The 26056-nt window shown below is 71.5% G+C and carries 20 protein-coding genes and 1 pseudogene; 8 read left to right on the top strand and 13 right to left on the bottom strand.

The window, feature by feature from the left end; genetic code table 11:
* The first annotated feature begins 145 nt into the window (after window positions 1-145).
* The gene (locus ABH935_RS23060) at window positions 146-1669 is read left to right on the top strand and encodes a neuraminidase (sialidase) (protein WP_370379995.1); all 1524 of its coding nucleotides are present in this window, start codon (window positions 146-148) and stop codon (window positions 1667-1669) included.
* 93 nt (window positions 1670-1762) lie between these two features.
* Here ABH935_RS23060 and ABH935_RS23065 read toward each other — a convergent pair whose 3' ends face one another.
* On the bottom strand, window positions 1763-4723 hold the full coding sequence (locus ABH935_RS23065; RefSeq protein WP_370379996.1) for a hypothetical protein: 2961 nt from the start codon (window positions 4721-4723) through the stop codon (window positions 1763-1765).
* A gap of 188 nt (window positions 4724-4911) precedes the next feature.
* A complete protein-coding gene (locus ABH935_RS23070; RefSeq protein WP_370379997.1) occupies window positions 4912-6195 on the bottom strand; it encodes an RNA polymerase sigma factor in 1284 nt (427 codons plus the stop codon).
* Between the two features lie 160 nt (window positions 6196-6355).
* Between ABH935_RS23070 and radA the strand changes: the two genes are divergently transcribed.
* Both radA and disA read left to right on the top strand, forming a co-directional pair.
* Window positions 6356-7762: a DNA repair protein RadA gene (radA, locus tag ABH935_RS23075; RefSeq protein ID WP_370379998.1), complete on the top strand. Its 1407-nt coding sequence runs from the start codon at window positions 6356-6358 to the stop codon at window positions 7760-7762.
* A 150-nt stretch (window positions 7763-7912) separates the two neighbouring features.
* Window positions 7913-8971, top strand: a complete 1059-nt coding sequence (gene disA / locus ABH935_RS23080; protein ID WP_370380129.1) for a DNA integrity scanning diadenylate cyclase DisA — start codon at window positions 7913-7915, stop codon at window positions 8969-8971.
* A gap of 77 nt (window positions 8972-9048) precedes the next feature.
* Here disA and ABH935_RS23085 read toward each other — a convergent pair whose 3' ends face one another.
* Complete coding sequence (locus ABH935_RS23085; protein ID WP_370379999.1) at window positions 9049-9852, bottom strand: alpha/beta fold hydrolase; 804 nt, start codon at window positions 9850-9852, stop codon at window positions 9049-9051.
* A 132-nt stretch (window positions 9853-9984) separates the two neighbouring features.
* The gene (locus ABH935_RS23090) at window positions 9985-10731 is read right to left on the bottom strand and encodes a hypothetical protein (RefSeq protein WP_370380000.1); all 747 of its coding nucleotides are present in this window, start codon (window positions 10729-10731) and stop codon (window positions 9985-9987) included.
* Window positions 10732-10862: 131 nt separating this feature from the next.
* On the opposite strand from ABH935_RS23090, the gene ABH935_RS23095 reads away from it, so the two are divergent.
* Together ABH935_RS23095 and ABH935_RS23100 are read left to right on the top strand one after the other, a co-directional pair.
* Window positions 10863-11795, top strand: coding sequence for an A/G-specific adenine glycosylase (locus ABH935_RS23095; RefSeq protein WP_370380001.1), 933 nt, complete (start codon window positions 10863-10865; stop codon window positions 11793-11795).
* 21 nt (window positions 11796-11816) lie between these two features.
* A pseudogene (locus ABH935_RS23100) lies at window positions 11817-12090 on the top strand (DUF664 domain-containing protein); the annotation flags it as partial.
* Window positions 12091-12277: 187 nt separating this feature from the next.
* Here ABH935_RS23100 and ABH935_RS23105 read toward each other — a convergent pair.
* A complete protein-coding gene (locus tag ABH935_RS23105) occupies window positions 12278-13210 on the bottom strand; it encodes a helix-turn-helix transcriptional regulator (protein WP_370380002.1) in 933 nt (310 codons plus the stop codon).
* Between ABH935_RS23105 and ABH935_RS23110 the strand changes: the two genes are divergently transcribed.
* Window positions 13209-13844, top strand: a complete 636-nt coding sequence (locus tag ABH935_RS23110; RefSeq protein ID WP_370380003.1) for a YbhB/YbcL family Raf kinase inhibitor-like protein — start codon at window positions 13209-13211, stop codon at window positions 13842-13844. The two genes, ABH935_RS23105 and ABH935_RS23110, sit on opposite strands and share 2 nt — an antisense overlap.
* Before the next feature lie 196 nt (window positions 13845-14040).
* On the top strand, window positions 14041-14895 hold the full coding sequence (locus ABH935_RS23115) for a chaplin (protein WP_370380004.1): 855 nt from the start codon (window positions 14041-14043) through the stop codon (window positions 14893-14895).
* Window positions 14896-15082: 187 nt separating this feature from the next.
* Here ABH935_RS23115 and ABH935_RS23120 read toward each other — a convergent pair whose 3' ends face one another.
* Window positions 15083-16069 carry a patatin-like phospholipase family protein gene (locus tag ABH935_RS23120; RefSeq protein ID WP_370380005.1) on the bottom strand — a complete coding sequence of 329 codons (987 nt, stop codon included), beginning with the start codon at window positions 16067-16069 and terminating at the stop codon, window positions 15083-15085.
* Between the two features lie 293 nt (window positions 16070-16362).
* The gene (locus tag ABH935_RS23125) at window positions 16363-18918 is read right to left on the bottom strand and encodes an ATP-dependent Clp protease ATP-binding subunit (protein ID WP_370380006.1); all 2556 of its coding nucleotides are present in this window, start codon (window positions 18916-18918) and stop codon (window positions 16363-16365) included.
* Between the two features lie 331 nt (window positions 18919-19249).
* Between ABH935_RS23125 and ABH935_RS23130 the strand changes: the two genes are divergently transcribed.
* Complete coding sequence (locus tag ABH935_RS23130; RefSeq protein WP_370380007.1) at window positions 19250-19795, top strand: hypothetical protein; 546 nt, start codon at window positions 19250-19252, stop codon at window positions 19793-19795.
* Window positions 19796-19855: 60 nt separating this feature from the next.
* On the opposite strand, the gene ABH935_RS23135 is transcribed toward ABH935_RS23130, so the two are convergent.
* The 6 genes from ABH935_RS23135 to ABH935_RS23160 all read right to left on the bottom strand — a co-directional run bounded on the left by ABH935_RS23135 (window position 19856) and on the right by ABH935_RS23160 (window position 26052).
* Window positions 19856-20194, bottom strand: a complete 339-nt coding sequence (locus tag ABH935_RS23135; RefSeq protein ID WP_370380008.1) for an Lsr2 family protein — start codon at window positions 20192-20194, stop codon at window positions 19856-19858.
* 100 nt (window positions 20195-20294) lie between these two features.
* A complete protein-coding gene (locus tag ABH935_RS23140; RefSeq protein WP_370349400.1) occupies window positions 20295-20813 on the bottom strand; it encodes an amino-acid N-acetyltransferase in 519 nt (172 codons plus the stop codon).
* A complete protein-coding gene (locus ABH935_RS23145; protein WP_370380009.1) occupies window positions 20810-22156 on the bottom strand; it encodes a globin domain-containing protein in 1347 nt (448 codons plus the stop codon). The genes ABH935_RS23140 and ABH935_RS23145 overlap by 4 nt, the downstream gene beginning before the upstream one ends.
* A gap of 263 nt (window positions 22157-22419) precedes the next feature.
* Complete coding sequence (lysX, locus tag ABH935_RS23150) at window positions 22420-23940, bottom strand: bifunctional lysylphosphatidylglycerol synthetase/lysine--tRNA ligase LysX (RefSeq protein WP_370380010.1); 1521 nt, start codon at window positions 23938-23940, stop codon at window positions 22420-22422.
* 158 nt (window positions 23941-24098) lie between these two features.
* Window positions 24099-25169 (bottom strand): hypothetical protein, encoded by a 1071-nt coding sequence (locus ABH935_RS23155; protein ID WP_370380011.1) that lies wholly within the window; start codon window positions 25167-25169, stop codon window positions 24099-24101.
* Between the two features lie 94 nt (window positions 25170-25263).
* Window positions 25264-26052 (bottom strand): type III pantothenate kinase, encoded by a 789-nt coding sequence (locus ABH935_RS23160; protein ID WP_370349396.1) that lies wholly within the window; start codon window positions 26050-26052, stop codon window positions 25264-25266.
* Between the last annotated feature and the right edge of the window lie 4 nt (window positions 26053-26056).

Genomic DNA, 26056 nt, shown 5'->3' on the forward strand with positions numbered 1-26056 from the left:
ATCCGGCCCGACCCGATCCCGGTCCGGCCCGCGCGACCGAACCACCGGCAGTCCTCCCCCCGGGGAGGATTCCGGTGGTTTTCTCACGACTTCTCCACGAATCAAAGCATTGCCATACCCCACCGGCTGCCCTAGTTTGCCCACCATGCGCAGAGCCCACAGAACGGCGGTCGCGGCAACGGCGCTGCTGACCGCCCTGGCCACATCGGCCTCGTTCGCGAACGCCAGCCCCGGCCCGGTTCACCGGGTCTCCCCGACGAACCCCGTGGCAGCCTGTACCGCCGGAGCGGCCTCCGGAACCCTGTATCCGAACAGCACCACCGAGCCCTTCGTCGCCGTCGACCCGCGCCAGCCCCGGCGCGCCATCGTCACCTGGCAGCAGGACCGCTGGAGCGACGGCGGCTCGCATGCCGGGGCCTACGCCTGGACCTCCGACGGCAAGCACTACACCCAGGGGGTGCTGCCCTTCGGGCAGTGTTCCGGGGCCAACGACTACCACCGGGTCTCGGACCTGTGGGTCAGCTTCGGTCCGGACGGTGTCGCCTACAGCAGCGCCCTGCAGTTCGACGAGAACACGAACCGCGGCGGCGTCGGCGGCGCGACGTCCTTCGACGGCGGGGCGACGTGGAAGTACGCGCAGCCGATCATCGCCGACAACGACCCGAACCTGGGCGACGACAAGAACTCCGTGACCGCCGACCAGCTGCACCCCGGCGTCGCGTATCAGGTGTGGGACCGGGTGGACACCTCCGGGAACAACTTCACCGGCCCGGCGCTGATCTCGGTGACCCACGACCACGGCAAGACGTGGTCGAAGCCGGCGACACTGGTCGACACCGCGGCGGTCGCGCCGTTCACCCAGACCATCGGCAACATCGTGGTCGAGGAGCCGAACGGCACACTCCACGACTTCTTCAACATGACCAAGTACACCGACGCCACCGCGAACACCCCGATCAGCTCGACGTACTCGATGGTCACCTCCACCGACGAGGGCGCCACGTGGTCCGCGCCGACGCCGGTGGCCACCGACTCCTCGGTGGCCGAGGTGGACCCGAACGACCCGACCAAGGGGCTGCGCGCCGGCGGCGGCCTGGAAGCGGTCGCGGTGAATCCGGTGACCGGCCGGATCTGGCTGACATATGAGGGCTCGGACTTCAGCGGCGGCAAGTACGACCAGGCCGAGCTGGTCTCCTCCGGGGACAACGGCCGGACGTGGTCGGCGCCGACCCTGGTGAGCAGGCCCGGCGTGCCGGCCTTCACCCCGGTGGTCTCGGTGGACGCGCTGGGGACGGTCAGCCTGTCGTACTACGACCTGCGCTACCTGCCGGCCGGCGACACCACGACGCTGCCGACCGCGCGGTTCCTGAAGGTCCTGCCGTTCGGCGACGCGCGGCTGGCCACCGAGCGGCAGCTGACCCCGGCCTTCGACTGGCTGCTCGCGCCGGACGCCGGCGGGCACATGCTCGGGGACTACGAGGGGATGGCGGCGGTCGGTCCGCTCGGGGAGCAGAACGTGTTCGTGGCTTCGCTGAACGCGCCTCAGCACGCCACCGACGTGTACAGCGGAGTGTTCGTCGGGCCGTTCTCCGCGGCCGGAAGCAACGGCGCGACGGCCACGACCCACGCCGTGCTGCCGTCGCACGCGGTGCGGTCGCTGAACCGGTAGCGGAACAGCGGAAGGCGCCCGACGGGCTGGGACACGTCGAGCGCCTTCCGTGGCTCCGGCACGGCGGGGGCCGGAGCGGCTTGGGGGCCGTCGTCAGTGACGGTGCCTGGTGGGTTTGGTGGGTCCGGTGCTCGGGGCGGTCGAGGGCGCCGAAGAACTCGAAGATGCCGAGGATCCCGAGGAGCCCGGCGTGCTCGGCGAGCTGGGGCCGTGCGACGGCTCGCTGCCCAACGAGCCCGGGCTGCCCGGGCTGCCCGGCCCGCTCGCGCTGCCGCTCGACGCCCCGCTACCGCTCACGCTCGACGACGGCGAGCTGTGCGGCGTGCTCGGGGTGCTGACCGGGCTGGTCGGCGTGCCCGAGGGTGTGCCGCTCGGCGACGAGGACGACGGCGAGGAGGGCGAGGACGGCGTCGTGGGGCCGCTGGAGGGGGACGTGCTGGGCGTGCTGCTCGGACCGCCGCCGGAGCCGCCGACGCCGTTGATCGAGACCATCTGGCCGCTCGGGTCGAAGCGCACGTGCGCGGTCCACGCGCCGCTGGGCTCGGCCGAGGCGTCCACCAGGACGTGGATCGAGGTCTGGCCGCCGCCGGCGAGCATGCCGGAGGTGGCGCTGAGGCTGAGCCAGGGCTGGTCGGGGCTCGCGGTCCAGCTGACCGGCGAGGTGCCGGAGTTCCAGAGGGTGACGACCACGTCGCTCGGGTCGTTCGAACGCTGCGTCACGCTGATGTGCAGCTGCCCGTCCTGGCTCGGGTCCTGCGACGGGCTGTCGCCGCTCTGCGACGGCAGCGGGTTCACCGGGCCGTTGAACGGCAGGCTCGCGCCGGCCGTGCTGGGCGCCGAGGAGGAGGGCGTCGTCGGCAGCACCGCGGCGACCACCTGCGCGGTCACGGTGTCGCCGGGGAGCCCGGTGGAGTGCACGCCGCCGGCGACCGGCAGCGCGGGCCCGGCGGCGTCCGAGGTGGAGCTGGGGCGCGGGTAGTCCGGCGTCTGCGAGGCGCTGCCCCCGGCGTCCGGCGGCGTGAACAGCGTCTTGTTGCCGCTCGGCGAGGACGGCACGAAGAGCACGAACGCCGTCACCCCGGCCGCACCGACGCCGCTGAGCACGGCGGAGCTGGCGATCGCGGACTTCACCCCGGACTTCCGCCTGCGCTGCTCCGGCCCCGCGCCGACGGGACGTGCGAAGACCCGCGTAGCGTCCCTGTCCCCGCCCCGGTCCATGTCCCGGTCCATGTCCCTGTCCGGTGGCAGCCGCCGGCCGGGCATCACGCCCAGCGGCATGACAGAGGTCGGCATGACCCCCACCGGCGCGATCGGCGGCACCTGCGCACCGGCGTTCCCGGCGGCCATCGCGGCCGCCACGCTCGCCGCGGCCTCATAAGCGTCGCCGACCGGCGCCGCGCCGCGTCGCGCGTCCTCCACGCCCCGCCGCCGGCCCTCGACCGCGGCGGCCACAGAGTTGCGCGGAGCCGGGCCGCGGGAGGGCACCGGGCGGGCCGGGCGGATGTCCTCGAAGACGCCGGCCGTGATCAGAGTGTCCTCGCAGGAGGAAGGACGGCGGGGTCCGAAGGACGCGTCGAGGTCTTCGGGACGCAGGGCTCCCCGATCTACGGAGCTGTCTTCAGAGCGGTTTTCGGAGCGGTCTTCGGAGCGCAGAGCCGCGAGGACTTCGGTCGACTGGCTCGCGGTGAGCGGTTCCTCGGCGTGCGATCCCGTGCCGGGCACCATCTCGTTGCGCGGAAGGTCTCCCGCCAGACCTCCGAGCGGATCGCCGTCCGCGGCACCACCCCGCCACTGCGGCTCGGTCGACGCCGCCAACCCCCGGCGCGGCGCGATCGGCCCCTCATCGGGCTCCGCCGACGCCTCCGCCGCCCGGCGCAGCCGCCGGCGCCGGTCGCTTCCAGCGTCCATGGCGCTCAGATCCGAAGCATCGAAACCGCTTCCCTCGTTCATCGTGTTCGCCGGTGTCTTCGCGTCCACGGACGCCGACACCGGGGTGCGTAATCGTTCAGGGGCCGAGGCCACTTCGCCCGCCACCGCCTCCGCGGCGGCCGACGACACACGTCCGGCCAGCAGCGCGCCGAGGCGGCGCTGACGGCGCTCCACCGGCATCGGCGTGGCGGTGCGCGGGTGCGGCTGTGACTGCTGCTGGGGCGACGCGGGCAACCGCATCGTCGCTATCGCCGGGAACCCGGACTGGTCGAAGCGGGTGAGCCGGGTGGCGATCGCGGTCTTCTCCGCCGCCTTCTCCGGGCTGCTGTCCAGCAGGTCGCCGAGGACCCGCTCGCGCAGCTCCTTCGGCGCCGGGACGTGCGGCAGGATCGACGGGGCCTGCGGTGCCCCGATCACCTTGTGCAGGTGGTACTGGCAGCGGGAGCAGGCGTCCACGTGCGCGACCAGCGGCTCCCTGCGCTGGGCCGTGAGCCGGCCGGACCAGCCCTCGGCCAGCGCCGCCAGGTCCGGGCAGTGCGAGCGCGAGGTGCGCAGCAGGGCCAGCGCCGCCAGCGAGCGCTCCAGCTCGTGCCAGGCCCCGGACAGCACCTCGAACGACTCGGCCGCCGGCTTGCCCAGCATCATCCCGACCGCGCGGCTCTCCATCCCGTGACGGACCGAGAGCTCCAGGACTTCGCGGTGCGCCGCGCTCAGGCCGTCGGTGTCCGGCCAGTCCAGCGAGGCCAGCTCCGCGGACAGCAGCGTGCGCTCCAGTTCGGCCATCGCGGCGTCCTTGGGGGCCGGGACCGGCGCCGAGGACGCCGTCAGGCGCAGGCGCGGTAGCTTTCCGGCGCGGCAGTAGTGCCGGGTGATCGCATAGAGCCAGGGCCGCAGCATCTCGGCGTCCCCGAGGTGCGCGACGTGGTGGTCGGCGGCGACGAAGGCGCAGTACACCGCCGAGGACGCGGCTTCGTGGTGGCGTAGGCCGCCCAGGGCGTAGGTGTGCAGACCGTCCGCGTAGGCGTCATAGGCCGCCGCGCGCCCCCAGCTGTCGGAGACGCTGTCCCGGTTCACCGGGTCCGCGGGATCGCGGGGATCCGTGGCGTTCGAGTCGTGGTCTTTCACACCAGCCGACGTTAGACATGTGCCCGTGCGCTGATCAGAGAATCGGCCCAGGTTGCCACCTTCGAGGGGTTTTGCGACCCGGGCCGTGTCCAAACCTCGGTGTCACTCGACCGGGCGACTTGCGCGCCCGGTCCGAAGGTGCGCCGATCGGCGCGGGGCCCCAGCCGATCGGCGGGAAGCGCCGCCGATCAGCTGCTAGTGGTCGTCGCGCTCGGGGTCGAATTGGTGTTGCTCGGCAGGCCACCGGTGGGGAGGGACTCCGAGGTCGAGGTCGGCGTCGTGGGCGCGGTGGTGGTGCTCGGCTTCTTGCTCGGCGTGGAGCTGTGCGACGACGAGGTGTAGGTGTGCCGGTAGGACGAGGTGTGGTGCGTCGCCCCGCCGGTGTCCGTCTGCCCGCCGCCGGACGGCGCGCCGCCGGTGTCGGTCGAGCCCGTCGCCGAGTCCGTGGACTGCTGCGTCGGCGCCGAAGTGGAGCCCGATCCCGACGCACTGCTGTCCGCGGAGGACGCCGAGGAGGTCGTCGAGGTCGTGGTCCCGGTCCCGGCCGAGCCGGACTTGCCGCTCCCGCCGCCGACCATCGCCACCGCCACGCCGCCGACCGCCAGCACCACCAGCACGATGCCGGCGACGGGCAGCAGCTTGCGCGCGCCGCCGACGCCGGACTTGCCGCCGGCCGCCGGGAACCCGGACTCGTCGAAGGCGCCGGCCCGGGCCGCGATGCGCTGGCAGAACGCCGCGCCGGCCGGGTCGCGCAGGGTGTCCAGCACGCGGGCGCGCACGCCCGGCGGCACGAAGGCGTGCGGCAGCTCCTCGAACAGCCGCAGCGGCCGGCGGTTCTCGATGTGGTCGGCGCAGGCCTGGTCGGTCTTCACGTGCCGGGAGACCGCGTCCAGCCACGGCTCGACGCCCTTGCCGTCCAGCCGGTCGAAGCGCTTGCCGAGCTCGGCGATCTCCGCGCAGCGCGGGTCGCCGACCCGGTTGGCCAGCACCGCGGTCAGGCCGTTCTCCAGGTCGTCCTGGGCGTCCTGGACCACCTGCCCGATCTGCTCCTCGGACATGTCCATGACCAGCGCCAGGTCGCCGTCCACCATGCGGTGCCGGAAGGCCAGGTCGAGGATCTCCCGGGTCTCCGGCGGCAGCATCGCGTAGACGTCCAGCGCGGCCCGGGCGAACCGGTCGTTGCGGGTGCCCTGCGCGGCGTCGGCGGGGATGTCGTCGGAGACCCCCAGGCGCAGCGCCTCGGCCCGGCTCAGCGCGTAGAGCCAGGCGCCGAGCTCGTCGGGGTTGGCCAGCTCGCGGATCCGGTTGTTGGCGACGATGAACGCGTCACGCAGCGCGTCAGCGGCCAGCTCATGATCGGCGAGCAGGTCGTAACAATATGCATACAAGCGCGCGCCGTATGTGTCGTAGATCTGCCCGATGGCGAGCTGATCCCCCGCGCGCAGCGCCGTCACCATTTCCCGGTCTGTCACGGCCTCAGACGTTAAGCCATTCGAGCGACAACTAGCCAGTGGATCAGGGCATTCGACTAGAGGTTGCCGCCGAAACCATCCTGGAATCACCCTGTTTATACCGATACACGTCGGCGATGGCCGGCGCCCCGCTGTCCGTGCCGACCGCTACCGTGGCCTCATGCCGACCGCCAACTCCCGCGCCCGGAAGGCCGATCCGGCGGCCACGTACCAGTGCACCGAGTGCGGCACACAGTACGCGAAATGGGTCGGCCGCTGCGGCGAGTGCCAAACCTGGGGCAGCGTTGAGGAACGGGGCGCCGCCAAGTCCGCGCCGAAGACCGTGGCCACCATGCCGACCCAGAAGGCCCGGCCGATCGGCGACGTGGACGTGGCCGACGCCGCCGCGGTCCCGACCGGCGTCGGCGAGCTCGACCGGGTCCTGGGCGGCGGCATCGTGCCCGGCGCGGTCGTGCTGCTGGCCGGCGAGCCCGGCATCGGCAAGTCGACGCTGCTGCTGGCGGCCGCGGCCGCCTACGCCTCCTCCGGGGCCCGCACCCTGGTGGTCACCGGCGAGGAGTCGGCGGCCCAGGTCCGGCTGCGCGCCGACCGCATCAAGGCCCTGCACCCGAACCTGTTCCTGGCCGCCGAGACCGACCTGGGCTCGGTGCTCGGGCAGATCGAGGCGGTGCAGCCGCGGCTGGTGATCGTGGACTCGGTGCAGACCATCGCCTCGGCCGCGGTGGACGGCACCCCCGGCGGCGTGACGCAGGTCCGCGAGGTGGCCGCCTCGCTCATCCGGGACGCCAAGGAGCGCAACATGGCGTGCGTGCTGGTCGGGCACGTCACCAAGGACGGCAGCATCGCCGGCCCGCGCATCCTGGAGCACCTGGTCGACGTGGTCCTGCAGTTCGAGGGCGACCGCGCCTCCTCGCTGCGCCTGATCCGCGCCGTGAAGAACCGCTACGGCGCCAGCGACGAGATCGGCTGCTTCGAGATGCACGACACCGGCATCCGGGGCCTGTCCGACCCCTCCGGCCTGTTCCTGTCCCGGCGGCCGGTCCCGGTCCCGGGCACCTGCGTGACCGTCACCCTGGAAGGCCGCCGGCCGCTGGTCGCCGAGGTGCAGGCGCTGGTCACCAAGACCAGCGCCCCGACCCCGCGCCGGGCCTCCTCGGGCCTGGACACCAACCGGGTGGCGATGATCCTGGCCGTGCTCCAGCAGCGCGGCGGCATCGCCGGGCTGGCGAGCTCGGAGATCTACAGCGCGACCGTCGGCGGCGTGCGGCTCACCGAGCCCGCCGCGGACCTGGCGCTGCTGCTGGCACTGGCCTCGGCGACGGTGAACGAGCCGGTCGGCGAGGGCGTGGTGGCGATCGGCGAGGTGGGCCTGGCCGGCGAGGTGCGGCCGGTGACCGGGGTGCGGCGGCGGCTCACCGAGGCCGCACGGCTGGGCTTCAAGACCGCGCTGGTCCCGCCGGATCCGGACGGCAAGGACTACGGCGGGAACCTTGCGGGGCTGTCGATCGTCGAAGTGGGCGACGTCCGGGCAGCGCTTCACGCCGTGGCGACGGGCGCGCGCCGGTAAGGTTGAGTCACTACGACCGTTTGATTCCCGCCCTCAGGGGAGATCAGGATCAGAATCGCGCGGCGCGTGGGGGCTGGGCATCGCGAATGAGGAGCACGAGAGCAGGATGGGAATCGCACAGTGACAGGTGAGGCCACCGAACGCGCCGCCCTGTCGGCGATCCTAATGAGCGTCGCGCCGGGCACGGTCCTGCGCGACGGTCTGGAGCGCATCCTGCGCGGCAACACCGGCGGCCTGGTGGTCTTCGGCTTCGACAAGCTGGTCGACGAGATGGCCACCGGCGGCTTCGTGCTCGACGTCGAGTTCTCCCCGCAGCGGCTGCGCGAGCTGTGCAAGATGGACGGCGCCGTGGTGGTCTCCACCGACGGCAGCCGCATCGTGCGGGCCGGGGTGCAGCTGGTCCCGGACCCGGCGATCCCTACCGCGGAGACCGGAACCCGGCACCGCACCGCCGACCGCGTCGCCAAGCAGACCGGCTTCCCGGTGCTGTCGGTGTCGCAGTCGATGCGCATCATCGCGCTCTACCTGGGCAGCCAGCGCGTGGTGCTGGAGGACTCCGGCGCGATCCTGTCCAAGGCGAACCAAGCGCTGGCCACATTGGAGCGCTACAAGCTGCGGCTGGACGAGGTCACCGGCACGCTGTCGGCGCTGGAGATCGAGGACCTGGTGACGGTCCGCGACGTGGCGGCGGTCGCGCAGCGGCTGGAGATGGTGACCCGCATCGCCGACGAGGTGGCCGGCTACGTGGTGCAGCTGGGTGTGGACGGCCGGCTGCTGTCGCTCCAGCTCGACGAGCTGATGGCCGGCGTCGACCCGGACCGTGACCTGATCGCCCGCGACTACCTGCCCGAGCGCACCGGCAAGAAGGCGCGCAGCGTGGCCGACGTCTCGGAGGAATTGGGCGCCCTGGACCGCACGGCGCTGCTGGATCTGCTGCAGACGGCCAAGGCGATGGGCTTCAGCGGCGGCGTCGAGGTGCTGGAGTCGGCGGTGTCGCCGCGCGGCTACCGGCTGCTGGCCAAGGTGCCGCGGCTGCCCGGCACGGTCATCGACCGGCTGGTGGAGCACTTCGGCGGCCTGCAGAAGCTGCTCGCGGCGTCGATCGACGACCTGCAGCGGGTCGAGGGCGTCGGGGAGACCCGGGCCCGGTCGGTGCGCGAGGGGCTGTCGCGGCTGGCGGAGTCGTCGATCCTTGAGCGGTACGTGTAGGGACTCCCTGGGCACCTTCCGCCCAGCCGCATGACTTTCTCGGCGCCGGCGTCTCCGACAGCGCCGTTGTCACCGCCTCAGCCGAAGAACTCGATCAGCGTCGGCGCCAGCGCCTCCGGGTGCTGAAGCACGCCGTGGTCCTCGCCGGGCAGCACGACCAGTCGCGCGCCGGGCACCGACTCGGCCACCACCTTCGCACCGGCCGCCAGGTTCGGCGACGTCCGGTCGCCGTAGACGGCCAGCACCGGCATCGTCAGCGTGCCCAGCCGGTCCCGGTCGACGAGCTCCGAGGGCCGGGAGAAGCCCACGTCGTAGGGCAGCGTCAGGGCGTTGCCGAGGAAGAAGGCCCACACCGGTCCGTGCTTCATGCCCGACACGATCTCCGGCGGCAGGCCGATGGCCTCGCCGAGGAACAGGCTCGCGGCGCCGTCCCGGTCGCCCTTCTCGGCCAGCGCGGTAAGCCGGTCCAGCAGGTCGGCCGGCGGGTGCGGCAGGTCCGGGTCGGCGCGGAAGGGCGACTCGTAGATGGCGACGGAGTCCGCCGGCAGGCCGCGCATCGCGCCTTCCAGGACCAGGATCGCGCCGGAGGAGTGGCCGAACAGGTGCGCGTGGCCGCCGACGTGCTCGATGACGGCCGCCAGGTCGTCGATCTCGTTGGCGGGGTCGAAGCCCCCGCCGGTCTCGCGCGCCTTGTCGGTGCTCTCCGCGCGGCCGCGGCGGTCGTAGGTGACGACGGTGTAGCGCGACGCCAGCTCGGCGGCCAGGCCGGCGACCGTGCTGCGGTCGTTGAAGGCGCCGCCGACGAGGATCACGGCGGGGCCCGCGCCGACGCGGTCCACGGCCAGCGTGCTGCCGTCGCGGGAGGTGATGTGCTCGGTCATGGCATCTCCTGGGGAGTGAGCTCTTGGTTGCTTCACCCGGTAGTCGGAGCCGACTCCGCATTGTCTACACGGTTCGCCGAAAACTTCTCGGCGAACCGTGGACTCGCTTTGCTTGAGGCCTGTTCGGGCCGGTCAGCTGCCGGTCTTCAGCTCGAAGCTCTTCGGCTGGCTCTGCGCGGCCGGGGCGTTCGAGCCACTGCCGGGTCCCAGGCTCACCACGCCGAAGTACATGCCCAGCTTGGCCGAGGAACTGCCGGCCGTGCAGCCCTGGGAGGAGCGGGTGCGGTTCCAGGTGAAGGTGATCGTCTGGACCCCGCCGGGGGCGATGCCGCGCAGGTCCTTGCCGCCGGTGGCGCAGTCCGCCGAGGACCAGACGTGGTCCGGGCCGGAGTAGACGTTCAGGACCAGCGACTTCGGGCTGACGTCGACGTCGCAGTCGGCGGTGCCCTTGTTGACCACGGCGACCGTGAACTGCGGGTCCACGCCGTTGGCGTAGGCCGGGGACTGCGAGGTCAGGCTCAGGCTGAGCTGGCAGCCGGGGGCGCTGGTGGAGCCGCCGGCCGGGCCGGTGCCGCCGGTGGTGTTCGCGCCGCCGTTGAGGCCGCCGGAGGCCCCGTTCGTGCCGCCGTTGGTACCGCCCGAGGCCGAAGCCGAGCCGCTGGTCCCGCCGGCGCTGCCGGAGGGCGCGCTCCCGTTGGCCGAGGACGGGCCGCCGGACGCCCCGCCGCTGGCCGCGCTCTGCGAGCCGCCCGCGGTCGGGACCGAGGACTGCGACGCGGTCGGGCTGCTCTTGCCGTCCCCGGCGGACTGCTTCTTCTTGGAGCCCGACCCCGAGCACGCGTAGAGGACCAGCGCCAACACCGCGACGACGGCCAGCACAACTAAAACGCGCCGCCGCCAATAGACGGCGGGCGCGAGAGATCCAACGGGATTTCGAAGCGAACCCACGAGGGGTCACTCTACGGGGCCGATGCCGCGGTGTGCGGCGCGCCTCGCCGTACGATCGTCAGATGGCGGAAAGAACGACCACGCGCAGCATCGACCGCACCGACCTCGCAACCTTCGAACAAGGAGCTGAACTGGTCGAACGAGTCGTCGACTGGTTCCGGGCCGAGGCCCGCGACCTCCCCTGGCGCCGCCCGGACGCCTCGGCGTGGGCGGTGATGGTCAGCGAGTTCATGCTCCAGCAGACCCCGGTGGTCCGCGTCCTGCCGGTCTACGAGGCCTGGCTCGCCCGCTGGCCGACGCCGGCGGCGCTGGCCGCGGAGCCCGTGGGCGAGGCGGTGCGGGCCTGGGGGCGGCTGGGGTACCCGCGCCGCGCACAGCGGCTCCACGCGGCCGCCACGGCCATCGAAGAGGCCTTCGACGGCGTCGTGCCGGACACGTACGAGGACCTGTGGGCGCTGCCGGGGGTCGGGGAGTACACGGCGGGGGCGATCGCATCGTTCGCGTACAAGAAACGGCACATCGTGCTGGACACGAACGTGCGCCGGGTACTGGCGCGCGTGGTGACCGGCACGGAGTTCCCGGCCGCCGCCACCACCCCGGCCGACCGCCGCATCGCCACCGACCTACTCCCGGCCGCCGCCCCCGACGCCGCGGAGTGGGCCGCCGCGAGCATGGAACTCGGCGCGGTGGTGTGCACGGCGCGGGCACCCCGCTGCGAGGCATGCCCGGTCGCAGACCTCTGCCGGTGGGTCGCGGACGGCAGGCCCGCATACGACGGGCCCCCGCGGCGCGGGCAGACGTACGAGGGCACGGACCGCCAGGCACGCGGCCGGCTACTGGCGGTGCTGCGGGACACGCACGGACCGGTGCCGCGCGAGGAACTAGAGGCGGCGTGGACGCGGGACGTGACGCAGCGGGAGCGGGCGCTGGCGAGCTTGGTGAGCGACGGGCTGGTGACGGAGGTGGACGGGGAAATGTTCGCGCTGGCTCATTAGGCTCGTGCGCCATGACCGACGACCAACCTCCTGGGCCTGGTCAAGCACGCGGGGACCTGGGAGGCCCGCTACTTCGGCGAGGTCTTTCGACCTGTTCACCGTGCTGGTCCACCTGCTCAACGACACGACCCGGCACGCCGGCCACGCCGACATCCTGCGCGAACAACTAGACAGCCGAACCTGCGTGGCGGCCCGGTACGAGGAGCCGATCAACGAAGCGGCCCGCGAGGCGCTGCGCGCGAGGATCGAGGCGGCGGCAACGGCGGCTGATCTCGCGAACTCAGCCGCCAGATAGCCTCACCCCGGCAACACCCCGCCAACACCCCGACCGCCCAGCGCGCCACCGCCGCCTCATCGGCCACCATCAGCCACCGTCAGCCCGCACCGCTGCCGAGTTCGCGGGCAACTGCCGCGCCGAACCAGCTGGCTCCGTCTGCGTCTCGCAGACCACTGCCAGCCTCCCGGCCGCCGGACGCGCCGCCTCACCCCGCCGGCACAGCCTCCACCCCCGCCCCGGCCACCCGCCGCGAGTGCGCCGCGACCAGCGCCCGCAGCCGCTGCTCCGTCTCGGCCCCGACCGGCGTCAGCACCACCAATCGCTGCTCCGCGGAGCCGGGGGCGGTCAGCACGTCGTACGCCATCGTCAGCACGCCCGCGGCCGGGTGCGCCACGCGCTTCACGCCGCTGGTGCGCTCGCCGACGGTGTGGTCGTCCCACCAGGTGGCGAAGTCGCGGTTGCCGGCGCGCAGGCGGGCGATCACCGCGTGCAGGCGCGGGTCGTCGGGGTACTTCGCGGCGTTGGCTCGCAGGGCGCCGACGGTCTCGCGGGCGATCTGCTCCCAGGACAGCTGGCTGCGGCGGGTGGCGCCGTCCAGGAACAGCAGCAGCGCGGCGTTGGCTCCCGTGCCGTGCCCGAATCCGTCCCCGAACATGGCCGTGGCGGCCGCGTTGTGCGCCAGCACGTCGAAGCTGTGGTCCAGGACGTACGCCGGCAGCGTCGGCATCCCGTCCAGGAGCGCGCGCAGCGAGGTGCTCACGCCCTCGGGACGGTCGGGCAGCGGTCGCGGGGGCGCCTCGCCGCGGGCCGTCAGGTGCAGGTACTCGCGCTCCACCGGCGACAGGCGCAGCGCCTCGGCGAGCGCGTCCAGCACCGCCGAGCCTGGCGCCCCGACGCGGCCCTGCTCCAGCCGGATGTACCAGTCGATGCTCACCGCGGCGAGTTCGGCCACCTCCTGACGGCGCAGGCCCGGCGTGCGGCGGCGGCCGACGCTGCGCAGGCCCACGTCCTCCGGCGCGAGCCGGCCGCGCATCGCGGTGAGGAACTCCCCGAGCGTGCTCTGGCGGGTGGTACGCGGAATACCAGGATTCGAAGAATCTCCCGGCACCGCGACATCGCCCCGAAGCTTTTGACCCATGCAGAAGAAGACGAAGATCACCATTGCCGGGGTTGCGTCCGCGGCCATGTTCGCCGCCGGGGCGGCCACCGCCTACGCCGCCGTCCACGACCGCTTCGGCTACAGCCCCGTGCGCAGCGGCATCCCGCGCGACGCCGCGCACTTCCACGTCAGCTCCCCCGACCTGGCCGACCACGGCACCTTCCCGGCGGCCGAGGTCTGCACCGGGTTTAAGACGGCGCCCCGCCTGACCTGGTCCGGGGCCCCGGCCGGCACCAAGAGCTTCGCCGTGGAGATGTTCGACCCGCAGGCCCCGACCGGCAGCGGGTTCTCGCACTGGCGCGCCTGGGACATCCCGGCCGCCGCGCACACCTTCGGGGGCACGGCCACGCCGCCGGCCGGGACCGTGGTCGGCGTGAACGACCTCGGCGACGCCTCCTTCGCCGGCCCCTGCCCGCCGGTCGGCGACCCCGTGCACCACTACCAGATCCGGGTCCTGGCCCTGGACACGGCGAGCATCGGCCTGCCGAGCGCCGGGACCAGCACCGCCTACTCGGGGTTCGTCCTGGGCCAGCACATCATCGGCTACGCACAGATGATCGTGGACGCACAGATGGCTGCGGACACACAGATGACCGTGGACGCGCAGCATTGATCGCACAGCATTGATCGCACAGTAATCGCAAAGCACTGATCCCCTGATCCTGTAACAAAAACCTCGAGTATCTGCCGGATGGTGGACATTCGACCGTTCATCGGCCGGATGTCCGTTACCGGAGCTCCGAAGGTGTCGTTGAGGCCCGAGAGCCGACCTTCGGCTCCTCGAATTCGACGACATCTGAGGTACATCCATGCACGCCTTTGTAAGGAAGGGCCTGCTGCTGTCGGCCACCACCGGCGCACTGGTCATGGGCTACGCGAGCACCGCGGCGGCGCAGGGGGACTCCGCCACGACGCACGGTGCCGCGAGCGACAGCCCCGGCGCGGTCTCCGGCAACGTCGCGCAGGTCCCCGCCGACGTCCCGATCCAGGTCTGCGGCGACGCCGGCGCGGCCGGCGGCGCCCTGGTCGGAGCCCGCGACAACGACTGCTGGACCGAGGACGCCACGGCCAAGGCCGACGGCTTCGCCGCCGACAGCCCCGGCGCGATCTCCGGCAACGTCGGCTCGGTCGCGGCGAACGTCCCGGTCCAGGCCTGCGGGCTGGCCGGCGGCGCGCTGTCCGCCGACGTCACCGCGCACGACAACGACTGCGTGGACGAGGACACGCACGCCCTGGCCAAGGGCGCGGCGGCGGACTCCCCCGGCCTGGTCTCCGGCAACGTCCTGCAGCTGTCCGCGGACGTCCCGGTGCAGGCCTGCGGCGACTCGGTCGGGCTGCTGGCCTTCGCCACCGGCGCCAAGGACAACCACTGCGTGAACGGCGCCCCCGAGACGGCCCCGCCGGTGATGGCCCCGCCGCCGGTCGAGTGCCCGCCCGGCGCGCCGTGCCCGCAGCCGCCGCCGGTCCCGTGCCCCCCGCCGGTGAACCCCTGCCCGCCGCCGACCCCGGCCCCGTGCCCGCCGGCCGACAGCTGGGCCCCGCCGGCGGACGGCGACACCATGGCGCCGTCCTCGGACGAGGACAGCACGCCCGCCTCGACGGGAATCCCCGCGCCCCCGGCGGAGACCCCCGCGCCGCCGATGCCGGCCCCGCCGGTGGCCTGACCCGCGTGACCCCACGGCGGCCGTGAGCGTCGGCCGCCGGTTCCACCCGCAGTAGTCCAGCAGCGCAACCACGGGGACGCCCCCAGCCGGAGCCGACGTCACTCCGGAACGGGCCCGTGGTCAGGACACTGGACACGCCGACGGCCGCCGACCCACGTACGGGGTGGGCGGCCGTCGGCCTTTCCGTCTACAGCGGCAGGATCCGCGCCGCCGCCTGCTTGCCCTGCGCGTAGCCCGCGCGGGCCGAGGGGACGCGAGTCGTCGGATCCATCTGGTTCGTGCCCATCGCGGCCTGCGAGTCGGCGTCCGGAGTGATCACCTCGACCCGGCTGCCCCGCGCGCGCAGGGCCTTGACCTGGCCTTCCAGATCCGCGCCGGGCATTCTGCGCAGCCCCTCGAACTGCCCCGACGGCTCCGCGCTCCCGGCCGGACGCACCTCGCCCCGGAACGGCGCCAGCGGCGAGAGCACCACGACGTTCGCATACCCGGCAGCGAGGTCGGCGTTGTCGGCCGAGCGCACACCGCCGGAGATATAGCGATTCCCCTTGATGCTCACCGTCGGAGCCATGCCGGGCATCGCGGTGCTCGCCGTGACCGCGTCCACCAACTCCACGCCGGAGTCGCGGTCGAACGCGGCCGGCTCACCGGTCCGCGCGTCCATCGCCGTCACGATCATCGGCCGCTCCGGCCACTCGGCCCGGGGCAGCCTGGCGGCGACGATCTCGCGCCGCTGCCCCGCGCTCCAGCCGATGACGGCATCACTCTCCAATCCGAACGCCCCCATGGCCCGGTGGAGCTCGATCGCCGACGTGGCGGCGGCGCCGATGGTCCGCATCCGCTCGAACACCGTCGCCATCGGCAACGATGCCGGCCGTTCCGCGTTCCCCCGGCCCTCGCCGTCGCCCTGGCCATCCCTGCGCGGTCCGCCCGGCCGGCCGTGCTGTTCGGACAGGACCGAGGCCAGCAGCTCGGCCGCCGGAATACCGCTGCGCACCAGCACCGCGGTGGTGGCTCCGGACGAAGTTCCGATCACCAGATCAGCGGCCTGCGTCAGGTCGAGGCCGCCTTCAGCGAGTCCGGCGACGACACCGACCGCCCAGGCGTTCCCGGCAGCTCCGCCACCGCCGATGACCAGCGCGCAGGACGACGGAAGCGATTCAAGATTTTGCGACATGTCTTTTGGTCCCCTTCAGGGCATCCGAGGTACGGGCGCCCAGGGACCGACGGCGGCGAAGCGCTTAAAGGCTCCGGCGCGAAGGGGTGAGCACCCGATCGTTAGTGGAAATCGGACTCACCTCCTCAGGTCGTGCGCTGCGACAGCGCTCGGAAACGAACTCAGCTGAACGATAATCGCGCGGCGAGCCCCGCCGCAAACGCGAAAGGCCGCCGGACACGGCAGCGGCCGCCCACCCCGCGAACGGGATGAGCGGCCGTTGTGCTGTCCGGCAGAGGCGGACAGTCAGCCGATCAGGCGCTGGCCGACGGCGTGGCCTCCGGGGCCGCCGGCGGCAGCGTCCCGGACTCCAGCACCGAGGCGTCCTCCGGCACGTCCTCCTTCGGACCCGACTTGAAGGTGAACCGCTGGTCGGACTCGACCGCGCCGGTCTCGGTGTTCTCGTCCACCGTGATCAGCTGGCCGGGCCGGACCTCGCCGAACAGGATCTTCTCCGACAGCGGGTCCTCGATGTGCCGCTGGATCGCGCGGCGCAGCGGCCGGGCGCCCAGGACCGGGTCGTAGCCCAGGGAGGCGATGAGCTCCTTGGCCTTGCGGGTCAGGACGATGCCCATGTCCTTGTCCTTCAGACGGCCGTCGACCTTGCTCATCATCAGGTCCACGATCGCGACGATGTCGTCCTGGCTCAGCTGCGGGAACACCACCGTGTCGTCGACGCGGTTCAGGAACTCCGGCCGGAAGTGCTGCTTGAGCTCGTCGTTGACCTTGGCCTTCATCCGCTCGTACGGCGCCTTGGTGTCGCCGGAGGCGGCGAAGCCGAGCCCGAAGCCCTTGGAGATGTCCCGGGTGCCGAGGTTGGTGGTCATGATGATCACCGTGTTCTTGAAGTCCACGACCCGGCCCTGGGAGTCGGTCAGGCGGCCGTCCTCCAGGATCTGCAGCAGCGAGTTGAAGATGTCCGGGTGCGCCTTCTCGACCTCGTCGAACAGCACCACCGAGAACGGCTTGCGGCGCACCTTCTCGGTGAGCTGGCCGCCCTCCTCGTAGCCGACGTATCCGGGCGGGGAGCCGAACAGCCGCGAGACGGTGTGCTTCTCGGAGAACTCGGACATGTCCAGCTGGATCAGCGCGTCCTCGTCGCCGAACAGGAACTCCGCCAGCGCCTTGGCCAGCTCGGTCTTACCGACGCCGGAGGGACCGGCGAAGATGAACGAGCCGCCGGGGCGCTTGGGGTCCTTCAGCCCGGCGCGGGTGCGCCGGATCGCCTGGGACAGCCCCTTGATCGCCTGGTTCTGGCCGATGACGCGCTTGTGCAGCTCGTCCTCCATGCGCAGCAGGCGGGAGGTCTCCTCCTCGGTGAGCTTGAACACCGGGATGCCCGTGGCGGTGGCCAGGACCTCGGCGATCAGCTCCTCGTCGACCTCGGCCACGACGTCCAGGTCGCCCTGCTTCCACTCCTTCTCCCGCCGCGCCTTGGCGGTCTGGAGCTGCTTCTCCTGGTCGCGCAGCGCCGCGGCCTTCTCGAAGTCCTGCGCGTCGATCGCGGACTCCTTCTCCTTGCGCACGTTCGCGATCTTGTCGTCGAACTCGCGCAGGTCCGGCGGCGCGGTCATCCGGCGGATGCGCATCCGGGAGCCGGCCTCGTCGATCAGGTCGATGGCCTTGTCCGGCAGGAACCGGTCGGAGATGTAGCGCTCGGCCAGCGTGGCCGCGGCCACCAGCGCGCCGTCGGTGATGGACACCCGGTGGTGCGCCTCGTAGCGGTCGCGCAGGCCCTTGAGGATCTCGATGGTGTGCGCCACCGAGGGCTCGGCCACCTGGATCGGCTGGAAGCGGCGCTCCAGGGCGGCGTCCTTCTCGACGTACTTGCGGTACTCGTCGAGCGTGGTGGCGCCGATGGTCTGCAGCTCGCCCCGGGCCAGCATGGGCTTCAGGATCGAGGCCGCGTCGATGGCACCCTCCGCCGCGCCCGCGCCGACCAGGGTGTGCAGCTCGTCGATGAACAGGACGATGTCGCCGCGGGTGCGGATCTCCTTGAGCACCTTCTTCAGGCGCTCCTCGAAGTCACCGCGGTAGCGGGAGCCGGCCACCAGGGCGCCGAGGTCCAGGGTGTACAGGTGCTTGTCCTTGAGCGTCTCGGGCACCTCGCCCTTGACGATCGCCTGGGCCAGGCCCTCCACGACGGCGGTCTTGCCGACGCCGGGCTCGCCGATCAGCACCGGGTTGTTCTTGGTGCGGCGGGACAGCACCTGCATGACCCGCTCGATCTCCTTCTCGCGCCCGATCACCGGGTCGAGCTTGCCCTCGCGGGCGGCCTGGGTCAGGTTCCGGCCGAACTGGTCCAGCACCAGGGAGGTCGAAGGAGTGCCCTCGGCCGGACCCCCGGCCGCCGCGGCCTCCTTGCCGCCGCCGGAGTAGCCGGACAGCAGCTGGATCACCTGCTGGCGCACCCGGTTCAGGTCCGCGCCCAGCTTGACCAGAACCTGCGCCGCGACACCCTCGCCCTCGCGGATCAGGCCGAGCAGGATGTGCTCGGTGCCGATGTAGTTGTGGCCCAGCTGCAGCGCCTCGCGCAGCGAGAGCTCCAGGACCTTCTTGGCCCGCGGGGTGAAGGGGATGTGGCCGGACGGGGCCTGCTGGCCCTGGCCGATGATCTCCTCCACCTGCTGGCGGACGGCTTCCAGCGAGATGCCGAGGCTCTCCAGGGCCTTGGCCGCCACACCCTCACCCTCGTGGATGAGGCCGAGGAGGATGTGCTCGGTCCCGATGTAGTTGTGGTTGAGCATCCTGGCCTCTTCTTGGGCCAAGACGACGACGCGCCGTGCGCGGTCGGTGAACCGTTCGAACATTCCTCATCGCTCCCCGGAGCGTCGCGGGCTGACGTATGGATCGAAGTACTACTGGCTAGCCAGTACAGATCGTGCGCTTGCCCTGGTGTGTTGCTAGTTCCGTGCGGTGCCAAACCAGAAGCTCGCCTCCTGGTCGGCAGGCGGGCTCGCAACCGATGCTAGTCCCGCCTTCCCTCGCAGGTGGGGTGACTTCCCCGTTGTCCGCGGGGCGGTCACACCTCCCAAGGCCTTCCGTTAGTCCAACTCGCCGCCTCTGACGTGGTGTTCCCGGTACCGGGGCCCCAGACCCGAATAGGGTGTACGCCAAGAGCGAACGGGGAGGTCGATCCACATGCCGGACGTGGTCTCCGTACCGGAAGCCGCGGGGCGCGAAGCGCTGTCCAGACTGCTGGGATACGGCCAGCCCGCGGTGGCGCCGGGACCGGTCGCGCTGTCCGCCGGCGGCCGGGTGCTGTTCTACGTCGCGGCCGGCGGTGCCCAGGACCTGCCCGAGCTGCTGGAATGGCTGGACTGGGGCGGCGTCCGACTGGACCTGACCGCGGTACCCGCCGAGGAGCTGACCGATCCCCCGGTCCGCTGGCTGCACCCGGCCACGGTCCCGATGCAGCGTCCGGGCGGCCCTGCTGCCGCCGTCACCGCTGCTGCAGCTGCCAACGCGGCCAATGACACCGGCGCCGTCCAGAACCGCGACAGCGCGGCGCTCCGGGCCGGGAAAGCTGAAGACGTTGAGGGTTCCGAGGGCTCTGCCCGGGCGGACGGCGCGGCACGCCGCCCCTCCTACCCGACCCCGGGGTTGCCCGAAGCCCCGGAGCTGATCGCCCTGCTGGCCACCCTCGCCGCGGCCTGCCACCGGCTGGCGGTGGCCGCCGCGCGCTGAGCGGCGCACACCCGCCGCGACGTCGGCCGGGGACGGGAGCCCGACCGCGCCGTGGCGTTATTAGTGAGCGGCGTTGTAGCGATTCATCAGGTCGGTGGGAATGCGACCGCGGTCGCTGATTTCCACGCCCTCGACGTTCCGCAGCCATTCACGGATGTGCTTCGTGTCGCGGCGCGTGGGGCCCGTGCCGTACTTCCGGCGGCCGGAAGCAGAGGCGGAGGACGCCGCCACCTGCGTCGCGGCACCGACGTACTTCTCGAGCGCCTTGCGCAATTCCTTCTCATGCGCCTCGGACAGGTCGATCTCGTAGGACTTCCCGTCGAGGCCGAACTTCACAGTGCTCGCACCCTCGGAGCCGTCGAGGTCGTCGTGGAACACCTCAATGGTGCGCTTGGCCATCGGGCGGCCCGCCTTTCTCCAGTTCTGGGATATACCTCCAGTCAGCAAAGCGCATTCCGGTGATGAAATCAAATCCCATGCCGGAGCCGCCGGACGGGTCCTACAAGATCCGCAGCATGCGCGTATTGCCCAGAGTGTTGGGTTTGACCTGCTCCAAGTCGAGGAACTCCGCGACCCCGCCGTCCGGCGACTTCGACAGTTCGGCTTCGATCTGCGGCGGGACCGGGACGCCGCTGATCTCGGAGAATCCGTGCGCGGCGAAGAAGTCCACTTCGAACGTCAGGCAGAACAGCCGGCGAACACCGATGCGCGCGGCGGTACGGACTAGTTTGTCAAGGATTCGCGCGCCGACTCCCATACCCCGGCATTCCGGGTCCACCGCCAGCGTGCGCACTTCCGCGAGATCCAGCCAGATGACGTGCAGGGCGCCGCATCCGATCACCCGGCCGTCGCCGTCGTGTTCGGCCACCCAGAACTCCTGGATGTCCTCGAAAAGCGTGACGTCCGGCTTGTCCAGGAGGATGCCTTTGTAACGGCCCAGGAGTTCACGGATCGCCCCGACATCGTCGGTGCGGGCCCGCCGCACGGTGATATCGGCGGCGGACAGGGAGGATGTCATCCGAAAAGATCGCTTCTCACGTCGGCGGGATCGGCCCCGGCGGCGGCCAGGACGCCGAGGCAGGCCTGCACCGTGCCGGTCGAACCGACGGCCACGCCGCCCCACCCGGACAGTGTCCCGCCGTCGGCCAGGCGCTTGACGTACTCGTCCAGATGCTGAGGCAATTCCTCGGCGGCGCCGAGGAAGACCACGGTGGCGTTGCCGTGCGCGACGGCCAGCTCGGCCAGGTGTTCGGTGAGGTAATGCTCCTGGTCAGTGTCGCCGATACCGGTGGCCTCGGCGCTCTCAGCCGCCGCGGCGGCCTTCGCCGCCTGCTGGGCCTTCTTGGCCGCCGCCGAGGCCGGAGCCGCCTTACCGGCGGTCTTTGCCGCCTTCTTCGCCGCTGCGGCCTTCTTGGCCGGCTTCGCCGCGTTCAGCGAGTTCCCCACCACGACGTGCACCGGCCGGTCGTCCCCGGCCGCGGCGGCGTCCTCCAGCAGCGCGGCGATGGGCGCCAGCCCGGTGCCGTGCCCGACCGCGATCAGCCGCGAGGCGCCGGCCGGGAAGGCCAGGTCACCGGCCGGGGCGGCGATGCGGATGCGGTCGCCGAGCTCCAGCTCGTCGTGCACGACGTTGCTCAGGCGGCCGTCCGCCGTGCGCTGGACGTGGAACTCCAGTACTGAGTGCTCCGGGTCCTCTGTCTCCGTGCCCGCCTGCGGCGCGGCGGCGAAGGAGAAGTCGCGCCAGACCCACGGCAGCCGGCCGAGCTCGATCGCGGCGTACTGTCCGGCCTGGTAGGGGTACGGGAACGCGGTGCGGACCCGCAGCCGGACCACGTCCTCCGCCATCCGGTCGACCGCGACGACCTCGGCCTCCCAGTAGGCCGGCCCCTGCGCGTCGGCCTCGGCGGCGATGCCGAGCATCGCCGAGGCGACCATGGTCAGCTCGTCGACCCACGCGGCCGCGGCCTCGTAGGTCCAGGCCTCGCCTATGGTGCGCTCCAGAGCGGTCATCACCGACCCGGCGAAGGCGCGGTAGTGCGGCTCGCGGACCCCGTACTTGCGGTACTCCAAAGCGAGTCTGCGCAGCAGCGGCAGCAGCGTGCCGGGCCGGTCGAGGCCGGCCACGACTCGCGTCGCGGCCTCCAGCGTCCGCTCGTCACGCCGGGCCTCGTCCCCGGCCGCGAAGTACTTCCGGTATCGCGGGTTGGAGGTGAAGAAGTCCTCGTACAAAGAATTGGTAAAAACTTCGGGCCGGGCACTGACTGCCGCGAACCCCTGCCGGACCAAAGCCAGCGCCTGTGCGCGGCCGGCCAGCAGATCGTCGTTGAGGTTTTCGCCGTCCACAGCCAGAGCTTCCGTCACGCGCACGACATTAACAGGACGCTAAGCAACGTCAGACCGAGTCCCGTCTTTCGAACCAAAGCGAGGATCATTACGCTCCGCTTCCAGCTCACGTGCCCTAGCCTCGGCACGCTTCTGAGGGTTCTGCGACACAACGATGAGCCTGATGACGTAGATGAACGCCACCGCCACTACAAAAGACGGAACGTAAAGGCCCAGATTGCCCATCATCGTGTCGCTTCCCCCTCGGTTGAACGAGGCGTTTGTCGGTGCCGCCAGACTACCTACGCCGGCTTCACGAACGGGAACAGGATGGTCTCCCGAATCAAGCGCCCGGTGAGCGCCATCAGAATCCGGTCGATACCCGCCCCGATGCCGCCGGCCGGCGGCATGGCGTACTCCAGGGCGCGCAGGAAGTCCTCGTCCAGCTGCATCGCGTCCGGGTCGCCGCCGGCGGCCAGCAGCGACTGCTCCGTGAAGCGCTCGCGCTGGTCCACCGGGTCGATCAGCTCGGAGTAGCCGGTGCCGATCTCCGCGCCCCAGCCGACCAGGTCCCAGCGCTCGGCCAGGCGCGGGTCCTGCCGGTGCGCCCGGGTCAGCGGCGAGACGTCCTTCGGGAAGTCCCGGTAGAACGTCGGCAGCACGGTCTTGTCCTCGACCAGGTGCTCGTACATCTCCAGCACGACCTGGCCGCGCGTCCAGCCCGGCGCGTAGGGGATGCCCGCGGCGTCGCAGAGCTTCTTCAGCGCGCCGATCTCGGTGTCGGCCGAGATCTCCTCGCCGAGGGCGGCGGAGATCGCCTCGTTGACCGTGAGGGACTTCCAGTCGCCGCTGATGTCGAACTCCTCGGCCTCACCCTCGGCGTTCACCCGCCGGGCCACCTGCGACCCGAAGATCGCCTCGGCGCCCTCCTGGATCACCGACTGCGTCAGCTTCTGCATGACGTCGTAGTCGCCGTAGACCTCATAGGCCTCCAGCATGGTGAACTCGGGGCTGTGCGTGGAGTCCGCACCCTCGTTCCGGAAGTTCCGGTTGATCTCGAAGACCTTCTCCACCCCGCCGACCAGCAGCCGCTTGAGGTAGAGCTCCGGCGCGATGCGCAGGTAGAGCTTCATGTCGTAGGCGTTGATGTGCGTCTCGAAGGGCCGGGCGTTGGCGCCGCCGTGGATCGGCTGCAGCATCGGCGTCTCGACCTCGGTGTACCCGCGCTCCGCGAGGCTGGAGCGCACCGAGCGCACCAGGTCAGAGCGCGTGAACAGCATCCGCCGTGCCTCGGGGTTCACGATCAGGTCGACGTAGCGCTGCCGCACCCGCGCCTCGGGATCGGTGAGCCCCTTGTGCTTGTCCGGCAGCGGCCGCAGGCACTTCGACGTGATGGCCCAGCTCTCGACCATGATGGAGAGCTCACCCCGCCGCGAAGTGATGATCTCACCGGTGACCCCGACCAGGTCCCCGAGGTCGACGTCGCCCTTCCACTCCTCCAGCGACTCGGCCCCGAGCCGGTCCAGCGAGAACATCGCCTGGATCTCGAACTCGCCCTCCCGGAGGGTGGCGAAGCAGAGCTTGCCCCCGGTCCGCGACAGGACGACCCGCCCGGCGATGCCGGCCCGCTGCCCGGTGGCGGTGTCCGCCTCCAGGTCGCCGTACTCCGCCCGCAGCTCCCCGATGGTCGCGGTTCGCGGATACCCGACGGGATACGGGTCCACGCCGCGCTCGCGCAGTTTGTCCAGCTTCTCCCGGCGGATGCGGATCTGCTCGGGGAGGTCGGACTCGGGCTGCGCCGGAGGCGGGGTGGTTTCGGTCATGGGTCAAGGCTACTTGGCCCGGTTCACCCGGTCGCAACCGAATACCACGTGGCGGGCGGGGCATCGCCGGCCGGTCTCTGCGGCAGGGCAGGTGGGGTGGCTCTGGCCGGCGTTCGCGGCGAGACCGCGGCGGCGAGGCGAGCAGTTCCGGCGCGACCTCAGCCGCTGAACGCCGGGTAGCGCGGCAGGTCCGTGGTCTGCCAGTGCGTGGTGGCGCCCAGCAGCGCCCGGAGGACGCCCGCAGTCGCCGGAAGCTCCCCGGCACGCTCCAACGCCGTCGCCGTGACCTCCCAGCGATAGCGCAGCACCTGCCGCATGCTGGACTCCGGCATCCGGCTGCGGTGCATCGGCCGGTCCTCCTCCTGGACCGCGGGCACCAGCAGCTGAGCCATCGACATCACGAAGGCCACCGAAGCCAGCCGCACGCCGGGCCGCCAGATCCGATCATCCGCCAACTCCGGATAGGCCTTGACCACCTCGTCGCGATAAGCCCGCTCGGCCTCCATCGAAAAGCTCTTCGGCAGCCGGAACACGCACCAACAGCTCCCGAACGGCATCCTGCTGTAGGAGGCGTCCAGAAACACCGAGTGGAACCCCGCCCCCTCGAAGTCGATCGGCCGCAGCCCCTCGGCGGTCAGCAGATGGTTGTCCGGGCAGATGTCCCCCGGCGAGAAGACGCGGAACCGGTCGTGGTCCAGAGCGGAGACCGCCTCGACGTCCGCCTCCAGCCCCGGCGGCGCCGCGACGCCGAGCCCGTCGAGGAATTCGGGCAGCTTCGCCATCTCCTTCGCGACCCACGCCTCCGAAGGCTCCTCCAGCTCGCTCTCGCGCCCGACCGTCTGCACTGCGAGCCGCCCATACGTCGCGGCCCACTCGATAAGCGCCGCACGAGCCCGCTTCTCATCACCGCCGAGCAGCAGATCGGCAAGGTTCGGAGCGTCCCCCAGATCCTCCATCACGATCAGCCGGTGCGCCGGATCGTCCGCCAGCAGCCGCGGCCCCAGATCGGTCAGCCGAAGCCCACCGGCCTCGGCCGCATACACGGCCCGCTCCTTGTGGGCCTTGACGACGACCGTGTCCCCGACCGCCGTCCGCACCCGCAGCACCGTGCTCCGTTTGCTGCCACCGAGGTCGACCGGATCGCTCAGCTGCGTACCGAGCGCCGCCGAAGCCGCCGCCAGGATCTCAGCGGTCTCCATCAATTCCGGCGAGCTCTCCGTCTTCTCCATCCGATCATGCAAACACGCGAACGGGACGGCGGCCGACCCGTTTTCCGTCGACCGCCGTCCCGCTGTCCGCTGTCCCGCAAACCCGCTTAAGAGCTCAGCTCCCGCTGTTCCGCTCATAAACCAACCGCAGCCCGACCAACGTCAGCCACGGCTCGTGCACGTCCACAACCTCGGACTCGTCCAGCACCAGCGACGCCAGGCCGCCGGTCGCGACCACCGTCACGTCGTCCGGATCCTCGGCCATCTCCTCGGCCATCCGGTGCACCACTCCGTCGACCTGCCCCGCGAACCCATAAAGGATCCCCGACTGCATGCACTCGACAGTGTTCTTCCCGATGATGCTCCGCGGCTTGGTCAGCTCGATCTTCCGCAGCTGCGCCCCGCGCATCCCCAGCGCCTCGACCGATATCTCGATCCCGGGGGCTATAGCGCCGCCGAGGAACTCGCCCTTGGCCGAGACCGCGTCGAAGGACGTCGCCGTCCCGAAGTCGACCACGATCACCGGGCCGTCGTAAAGGTAGTGCGCGGCCAGAGCGTTCATGATCCGGTCCGCGCCGACTTCCTTGGGGTTGTCGACCAGGATCGGCACGCCGGTCTTCACCCCGGGCTCCACCAACACTGTGGGGACGTCCCCGTAGTGCCGCTTGCTCATGTCGCGCATCTCGTGCAGCACCGAGGGCACCGTGGAGCAGATCGACAGCCCGGTCAGGCCGCCGGGCTTGCCCGCCGTCGGATGCTGGCTCAGCAGCCCCTGCGTCATCACCGAGAGCTCGTCGGACGTCCGGCGCGGATCCGTGGCCACCCGCCAGTGGTCGACGATCTCCTCGCCCTCGAACAGCCCGTAAACGGTCTGCGTGTTGCCGACGTCAATGGTCAGAAGCACAGAG

This window comes from Catenulispora sp. GAS73, assembly GCF_041262085.1.
Classification (GTDB): domain Bacteria; phylum Actinomycetota; class Actinomycetes; order Streptomycetales; family Catenulisporaceae; genus Catenulispora.

Bases quoted from the DNA above. Each gene is read 5' to 3' on its own strand.
- lysX (WP_370380010.1), bottom strand. From the start codon at position 23,940: ATGACCGAAACCACCCCGCCTCCGGCGCAGCCCGAGTCCGACCTCCCC.
- ABH935_RS23110 (WP_370380003.1), top strand. From the start codon at position 13,209: ATGCAGAAGAAGACGAAGATCACCATTGCCGGGGTTGCGTCCGCGGCC.
- ABH935_RS23085 (WP_370379999.1), bottom strand. From the start codon at position 9,852: ATGACCGAGCACATCACCTCCCGCGACGGCAGCACGCTGGCCGTGGAC.
- ABH935_RS23095 (WP_370380001.1), top strand. From the start codon at position 10,863: ATGGCGGAAAGAACGACCACGCGCAGCATCGACCGCACCGACCTCGCA.
- ABH935_RS23125 (WP_370380006.1), bottom strand. From the start codon at position 18,918: ATGTTCGAACGGTTCACCGACCGCGCACGGCGCGTCGTCGTCTTGGCC.
- ABH935_RS23120 (WP_370380005.1), bottom strand. From the start codon at position 16,069: ATGTCGCAAAATCTTGAATCGCTTCCGTCGTCCTGCGCGCTGGTCATC.
- ABH935_RS23155 (WP_370380011.1), bottom strand. From the start codon at position 25,169: ATGGAGAAGACGGAGAGCTCGCCGGAATTGATGGAGACCGCTGAGATC.
- ABH935_RS23060 (WP_370379995.1), top strand. From the start codon at position 146: ATGCGCAGAGCCCACAGAACGGCGGTCGCGGCAACGGCGCTGCTGACC.
- ABH935_RS23115 (WP_370380004.1), top strand. From the start codon at position 14,041: ATGCACGCCTTTGTAAGGAAGGGCCTGCTGCTGTCGGCCACCACCGGC.
- ABH935_RS23135 (WP_370380008.1), bottom strand. From the start codon at position 20,194: ATGGCCAAGCGCACCATTGAGGTGTTCCACGACGACCTCGACGGCTCC.
- ABH935_RS23130 (WP_370380007.1), top strand. From the start codon at position 19,250: ATGCCGGACGTGGTCTCCGTACCGGAAGCCGCGGGGCGCGAAGCGCTG.
- ABH935_RS23105 (WP_370380002.1), bottom strand. From the start codon at position 13,210: ATGGGTCAAAAGCTTCGGGGCGATGTCGCGGTGCCGGGAGATTCTTCG.
- ABH935_RS23140 (WP_370349400.1), bottom strand. From the start codon at position 20,813: ATGACATCCTCCCTGTCCGCCGCCGATATCACCGTGCGGCGGGCCCGC.
- radA (WP_370379998.1), top strand. From the start codon at position 6,356: ATGCCGACCGCCAACTCCCGCGCCCGGAAGGCCGATCCGGCGGCCACG.